Consider the following 6,403-nt stretch of genomic DNA (forward strand, 5'->3'; position numbering starts at 1 on the left):
TCAACTTTACAACATAGTGTTATTTATTTACGCTTCATTTTGTGCATAAAAATACCAAAGTTAAGTTTTTAAGTGCGCAAACCTTTGTAATATTAGATAAAAGGATAAAATCACGATGATAAAATATATGAAATGGATGACTTCTGTTTTACTGGTTGCAATTAGTTTTGCAACGATTTTGTGGACGCATACGAGTATTGCAAATACGAGTACCCAGACAAATATAACAATTGATCATGTTTCAGGCACGACTTCTGTTCCCACTTCTCCGCAAAAGGTTGTTGTGTTTGATCTTGCCTCGCTAGATAATATGAATCGCCTTGGTATCCAAGCAGTTATCGGCGTTCCTGAAGGAAAAAAACCTTCCTATCTGCAACAATTTGACGATGCAAAATATGAAAGAATAGGGACCGTTTTTGAGCCCGATTATGAAAAAATTGCCACTCTTCAACCCAATTTGATTATTATTTCCTCCAGAACCCAAGCAAAATATAAAGACTTATCCAAAATAGCTCCAACAATTGATCTAACAGTAGAAAATGAAAATTCTCTTGAAGATATTAAACGAAATGTGTCTATCCTTGGAAAAATTTTTGGCAAAACACAAGAAGCAGAAAAGGAAATTGCAAAACTCAATGAAGCTTTTGCTGAAGTCCATAAAAATACCCAAGGAAAAGGCACCGGGCTCATACTCATGACCTCTGGTGGAAAAATCAGTGCTTTCGGACCAAAATCACGTTTCGATATTTTTCACTCCGCTTTTGGAATTGCCCCTGCAACCGATAAACTTACCGTGCAAAAACATGGACAACTCATTTCTCCTGAATTCATTCTTGAAACCAATCCTGATTGGTTGTTAGTGATTGATCGCGATGCAGCCATTGGGCGGGAAGGACAATCCGCAGCACAATTGCTCAACAATGAGCTTGTTCACCGCACAACAGCAAGCAAACAAAACCAAATTATTTATTTGGACTCTTGGAGCTGGTATCGTGCAAATGGTGGTTTAACGGCACTCATTGAAACAGCACAGCAGATCAATGAAGCCTTTACAAAGAGCAAATAAGCGCACGAAAGAGCTTGCTTGCTATATAAATAAAATTTAAAAGCAGAGGTTGTTTATAAAATAACCTTTGTTTTTTTATTAAATTTTGTTAGAAAATGATTTAACGTGAAGAATTACTGGATAACCATAACACTTCTAATTTTCCTGTCTATCCTCAGCATTTTTGTTGGTTATTCTGATGTCTCACCTTCTAACCTTTTCGCAGCCGATCCCCATGCGTGGCTTATTTTTTGGCAAACGCGTCTTCCTCGTACCATTGCAATCATTTTAGTAGGCGCAGCACTTGCACTTTCAGGTATGATTATGCAACTATTAACACGCAATCGCTTTGTCGAGCCATCAACCGTCGGAACCGTTGAATCTGCTTCCCTTGGCATTCTTTTTATTATGATTTTTTTGCCCGATGTTCCTGTTTTAGGAAAAATGGTCGTTGCGACAATCTTTGCCATGGCAGGCACTTTACTTTTTATGTTTTTATTGCAACGCATTCCTCTAAAATCTGCTCTCATTGTCCCCCTTACAGGGATTATGCTAAGTTATATTATTGGCTCTTTAACCAATGCCATTGCAGATTATGAAATGTTACTTCCTTCTCTTCAAGCTTACTTATTTGGCAGTTTTGCGATGGTTCTTGAAGGAAAATATGAGCTTTTATGGTTATCCCTTCCCCTTTGTATTCTGGCCTATTGTACGGCTGATCGCTTTACGGTTGCAAGTTTGGGAGAAGATTTAACCAATAACCTTGGATTGAATTATCGTGTTGTCATGTTTTTTGGCCTTTTTATTGTCGCCTCAATTACCGCTGTTGTCGTCTGTACCATTGGCCGTATTCCTTTTGTTGGGTTGATTATTCCAAATATTGTTTCAAGTTTCATGGGAGATAATATGCGCTATACCGCTCCTTGGGTAGCAATCAGCGGCGCAGGATTGGTCTTGATTTGTGATCTTTTAGGACGAATCATTCAACCTTCTTTTGAAATTCCCATCAGTACCATGATGGGCGTGATCGGTAGTTTTATTTTTATAATACTCCTTTTACGCTGGAGAAAGCATCTTGGATAGAAAAAAAACAACAATATGTGTATTAACGACGCTTATCATCATGGCATGTACTGTCATTAGTCTTTACATGGCGTGGAATATCAATGTTTATACATGGACATTTCGCCTTACAAAACTTATCTCTCTGCTCCTTATTGCCTATGCAATAAGCGTTTCTACGGTTTTGTTTCAAACAATTGTTAACAATCGTCTTCTTACCCCTTCACTTATGGGATTTGATCAGCTTTATATTTTAATAAAGACTATCCTGCTGTATTTTGTAGGCTCTCTTTCTTTGCCCTTTTTGAATGAAGAAGGGCAGCTCATTCTCGAAGCCCTCATTCTCATTATCTTTTCAACAAGTCTTTTTCGCTGGCTCTTTTCAGGAAGCTTAAAAGGGCTTCACTTGACGCTTTTAATTGGTGTTGTTTTAGGCGGCTTTTTTTTCAGTTTACGCATGTTTATGCAATTGCAATTAAATCCAGACCAAATGATGAATTTAACGGACATCATGTTTGCAAATTTTAATAAATTCAATACGTCATTAATAAGCTTTGCCACAATCATTGTCTTCATTGTAAGTTTGATTGGATGGCGTTCACGTCATCTTCTTGATATTTTGGCTTTGGGACGTGAAAATGCTCTCAATCTTGGCGTTAATTACCACAAAAGTGCGACAGCTGTCCTTATTTTTGTTTCCATTCTTGTATCCATTTCCACCGCATTGGTAGGCCCCGTCACTTTTTTTGGACTGTTAGTTGCCAATCTTTCCTATGAACTTTCTCCTCAAACAAAACACAGTGTTGTTGTCCCTATTGCAATATTATTAGCGATTATTTGTTTGGTGGGGGGACAATTTATTTTAGAGCAAATTTTTCATATGGCAGGGCGTTTAAGTTTTATCATTGAGTTTTGTGGAGGTATTGTCTTCTTAATGTTATTGATGAAGGGAAAATTAAAATGATTGAGATCAATCATCTTTCCAAGGCGTACGGAGCACGATTGATTATCGATAATTTATGCCTTCATCTTCCAAAAGGGGGGATTATTTCTCTCATTGGGCCCAATGGTTCGGGAAAATCAACTCTTTTAATGCTGATAAGACGTCTTTTACCGCACCATCAAGGGACAATTAACATTGACGGCTTTGATATTGATAAAATTCCTCACGATATTTTGGCTCAAAAACTCTCAATTTTACGTCAAGATAATCCTTTATCCTTCCGTTTAACCGTGTATGATTTAGTAAGTTTTGGGCGCTATCCTTATTCAAAAGGCTGGTATACACATGAAGATAAACAATTTATCGACAGTGCACTACGATATCTGGACTTACAAGATTTACAAGACCGTTTTTTAGATGAACTTTCTGGCGGTCAGCGTCAACGCGCTTTTATAGCAATGGTTATCTGCCAAGACACTGATTATCTTCTCTTAGATGAGCCATTAAACAATCTGGATATGAAACATGCCGTTTCTATGATGAAGCAATTACGCCGCACAGCTGATGAACTGAAAAAAACCATTCTTATTGTTATGCACGATATTAATTTTGCCTCATCTTACTCAGATATGATTGTTGCACTGAAAAATGGGAAAGCAGCCTATTGTGGGACTCCAAAAGAAATCATGCAACCAAAAATTCTTAAAGACATTTATGATGTCGATATTCAAATCAAAACAATTAATGACATCCCTATCGCTCTTTATTATCGATAATCATAAAATTTTTTTCGCTTACATGCACCGTAGAATCTGCTAGGGATAGTAAAATTGGCTTATTGGGGAATAGTTTAATGGTGTAACAGCTGACTTTGACTTCGTCAATCTTGGTTCGAATCCAAGTTCCCCAGCCCGTATTTAATGATTGTAGCTTGTCATCGGGTTTTGTATAATTTGAAAGTAGATTTTGCATCAATTTATTTTTTTCAAAGGATCTTCAAAAACTTTCAAGGGTTATTTAAAATCCCTTTAATGCATATTTTCTCTTCCTCTAAAAATTGCAATTTGAGATGATAAGCTCTTGAGCCGGTGCGGATTCTTTGAACCACATGTATAAGATGTGCCAACCCCTTTTATCTTAAATTGGCTAAAGATTTTTCGGATCTGAAGCACATAATTGAGAGAGAAGAAACTTTCCCTTTAATTGCACAAGCAAAGCAAACATCGTCTGGTAATCCTCTCGCAAATAAATCCTTTCCATAATAATACACGTATATCTGTCTCTGTTTATGGGAAAGCCTTATCTAATAGCTATAAACCTATCTAAAGAGAGAATTCAAAAAAGAAAGCCGAGCCAAATGACATGACGCGGCTTTCAGATATTGATTATAAGATTCAAATGAATCATCCACAATGGAGTAATGAATGCATATATACAAAACGTATCATATTGCAAGGGCTCTATTTAGAAATATGAAAACTTATCAAAAGAAAATGCATCTTAAATGAATGTCTTCTCAATAAGGCTTTCATAAGTATCTTTTCATTTTGCACTCAAATGTAACTTCTTTGCAAATTAACCAGCTCAAATTTGAGTTGGCAAAATCAATCAACTCAATTTTGGAAGCATTATCTTTGGAATAGCCATCTTTAAACATTATAGCTTTTGACACAAAATTGAGTAAAATCCCATGCCTTAGATGTTACAATGGTTTTGAATTTTTCTGCCTCATTTTTTTTTCAATAGGTGCCCCCAAATTTTGAGAGAGCTCATTTGGTTTTGTATTTTTAAACTGTAACTTTTAAAACGTTTTTTCTCGCTTGCTTGCGTTATATCATTGAAATGCTTTCGGTTTGATAAGACATAACATTGTGATGATAGTATCTATATAATGCCTGCCTATCATTTACTAAATTTTTAGCAAGCGTTTTTAAAAACGTATCATAAAATTTATGACACGTTATGAATAATAACCGCTTTTCATTTCATTTGAATGCACCCATGCGTTATAGTATTTGCATCATGATTTGCTTTTTATAATCTATACATCCATGGCAATCCTATATAAAAAATGATCAATTCAAACATGCATAAAAGTATGGATTCTTAAGTGGATTCATATAAAATAATTGCACTTAATATATTTATTTTATTAGTTTTTGTACAATGCCTTTTTAACTTCATAAAGATATCAATTTCCTTGTAAAGAATATTCCTCCCATTCCAATAAAAGGCTCAATATAAGTGCGATGAGGGATAGCTTTTATGATTTTACAAGTACTGATCACTGGCCATGCAATAACGCCGACTGATCTCCAAACCAATTAGACCACCTGTGGAAACAGGCAGGCTGTGGGACTGAATATAAATGGAACAGCACCGAACGAATAAGCCACGCGCCGCAAGTAAGCCTCTTAGCGTGCATAGCTTATAGGTTTTGGAAACAGATAATTATTATAATTGAGGTACTATAATTTAGGCGATTAAAGATCGGATCTCAAACTTTTTAATCCAGTGGACAAACACGAATAATGTGTCCGTCCGGATCTTTGATTAGGAAGGTACGTCCAAATACATCAGTATACGGTTCCTTCAAAACATTTATCTCAACAGTGGTTTGCTCTTGCCATTCCGCATATAGCTTATCTACGTCCTCTCCTGTTGGCAACATAATGCCGATTTCTGAAAAACGAGGCACATTCTCCTCAGGCGTATCGCCCCCTGACCAGAGAGCAAAGAGTGCATCCCCCGAAGAAGCAAATGCAACATAGCGTGGCGAAGTAAACACAGGCTCTTTCTTGAAGATGAATTTATAAAAAGCTGTAGAATACTCTATGTTTGAGACATATACCAACTGTAGGTTTGGGGTAACAGGATAAGTGGAAATATTACTCATTAATTCTCCATGATTTAGTAGCAACTGCCTGACAGGCTATACCTATATAGAGGATATTTCAACAAGAGTTTGTGATGCTTCCATTCGCGATGTGCTCTATTTATATGTTTTTACTCACTTATTGCTATATGCTAAAATATCGAGGCCGCCACTACTGGGATTGTAATGATATCCCTATCGCTCTTTATTATTGATAATCTAAAGATTTTTTGCACTTGCCTACACTATAGAATCTGCTAGAAATGGTAAAATTGGCTTATTGGGGAATAGTTTAATGGTAGAACAGCGGACTCTGACTCCGTCAATCTTGGTTCGAATCCAAGTTCCCCAGCCAGTTGTATTGTATGTATGTAGCTGTAGCTTGTCAGCAGGTTTTGTATATGTAGCTTGCCAGCAGGTTTTGTATATTTTGCCACTAGGTTTTGTACCAATTCATTTTTTTTCAAAGAGTTTTAAA

General features: G+C 36.4%; 5 protein-coding genes, 2 tRNA genes and 2 pseudogenes. 6 read left to right on the plus strand and 3 right to left on the minus strand.

Annotated features, from left to right (window positions below; genetic code table 11):
* The first annotated feature begins 115 nt into the window (after window positions 1–115).
* The 5 genes from ACFINA_RS08220 (at window position 116) to ACFINA_RS08240 (ending at window position 3,960) form a co-directional block, all read left to right on the plus strand.
* A complete protein-coding gene (locus tag ACFINA_RS08220) occupies window positions 116–1,066 on the plus strand; it encodes a siderophore ABC transporter substrate-binding protein (RefSeq protein ID WP_375607403.1) in 951 nt (316 codons plus the stop codon).
* A 105-nt stretch (window positions 1,067–1,171) separates the two neighbouring features.
* On the plus strand, window positions 1,172–2,128 hold the full coding sequence (locus ACFINA_RS08225; protein WP_375607824.1) for an ABC transporter permease: 957 nt from the start codon (window positions 1,172–1,174) through the stop codon (window positions 2,126–2,128).
* Window positions 2,121–3,071, plus strand: coding sequence for an iron chelate uptake ABC transporter family permease subunit (locus ACFINA_RS08230; RefSeq protein ID WP_375607825.1), 951 nt, complete (start codon window positions 2,121–2,123; stop codon window positions 3,069–3,071). The genes ACFINA_RS08225 and ACFINA_RS08230 overlap by 8 nt, the downstream gene beginning before the upstream one ends.
* Window positions 3,068–3,826: an ABC transporter ATP-binding protein gene (locus ACFINA_RS08235; RefSeq protein WP_375609619.1), complete on the plus strand. Its 759-nt coding sequence runs from the start codon at window positions 3,068–3,070 to the stop codon at window positions 3,824–3,826. Before ACFINA_RS08230 ends, ACFINA_RS08235 begins: the two co-directional genes overlap by 4 nt.
* Window positions 3,827–3,889: 63 nt before the next feature.
* A tRNA-Gln gene (locus tag ACFINA_RS08240) sits at window positions 3,890–3,960 on the plus strand.
* Window positions 3,961–4,100: 140 nt separating this feature from the next.
* Here the strand turns inward: ACFINA_RS08240 and ACFINA_RS08245 are convergent.
* From ACFINA_RS08245 to ACFINA_RS08250, 3 genes and pseudogenes are all read right to left on the minus strand, one after another.
* Window positions 4,101–4,311 (minus strand): annotated as a pseudogene (locus ACFINA_RS08245) (DNA adenine methylase); the annotation flags it as partial.
* Window positions 4,312–5,233: 922 nt separating this feature from the next.
* A pseudogene (locus ACFINA_RS09825) lies at window positions 5,234–5,323 on the minus strand (DNA adenine methylase); the annotation flags it as partial.
* 233 nt (window positions 5,324–5,556) lie between these two features.
* Window positions 5,557–5,946 carry a VOC family protein gene (locus ACFINA_RS08250; protein WP_375607407.1) on the minus strand — a complete coding sequence of 130 codons (390 nt, stop codon included), beginning with the start codon at window positions 5,944–5,946 and terminating at the stop codon, window positions 5,557–5,559.
* A gap of 260 nt (window positions 5,947–6,206) precedes the next feature.
* Between ACFINA_RS08250 and ACFINA_RS08255 the strand changes: the two genes are divergently transcribed.
* A tRNA-Gln gene (locus ACFINA_RS08255) sits at window positions 6,207–6,280 on the plus strand.
* The last annotated feature ends 123 nt before the right edge of the window (window positions 6,281–6,403 follow it).

The organism is Bartonella sp. AC10YNML (assembly GCF_042196825.1).
Lineage (GTDB): Bacteria > Pseudomonadota > Alphaproteobacteria > Rhizobiales > Rhizobiaceae > Bartonella.